Raw genomic sequence first — 255 nt, forward strand, 5'->3', positions numbered from 1 at the left:
GCCCGTGAGGCTTGACCATATAACACCCAAACAATTTGCGTGTTGTACGGTGAAGACGTAACGAACCGAAAGTTCGTGTGAACCGCAAATTACCTGTCACATACCCGAATCTGGATGAGCGTGTGCATTTGCCACGAGCGTCCATAAAGAATTGCTTGACGACCATAGAGCGTTGGAACCACCTGATCCCATCCCGAACTCAGTAGTGAAACGACGCATCGCCGATGGTAGTGTGGAGTTTCTCCATGTGAGAGT

Annotated in this window: 1 rRNA gene; it reads left to right on the top strand. The window is 49.8% G+C overall.

The annotated features are described in order from the left end of the window. Positions 1-154 precede the first annotated feature (154 nt). Positions 155-255: ribosomal RNA gene (gene rrf, locus IB255_RS30650) — 5S ribosomal RNA — on the top strand; the annotation flags it as partial.

Origin of the sequence: Pseudomonas sp. PDM22 (assembly GCF_014851965.1) — a bacterium.
Lineage (GTDB): Bacteria > Pseudomonadota > Gammaproteobacteria > Pseudomonadales > Pseudomonadaceae > Pseudomonas.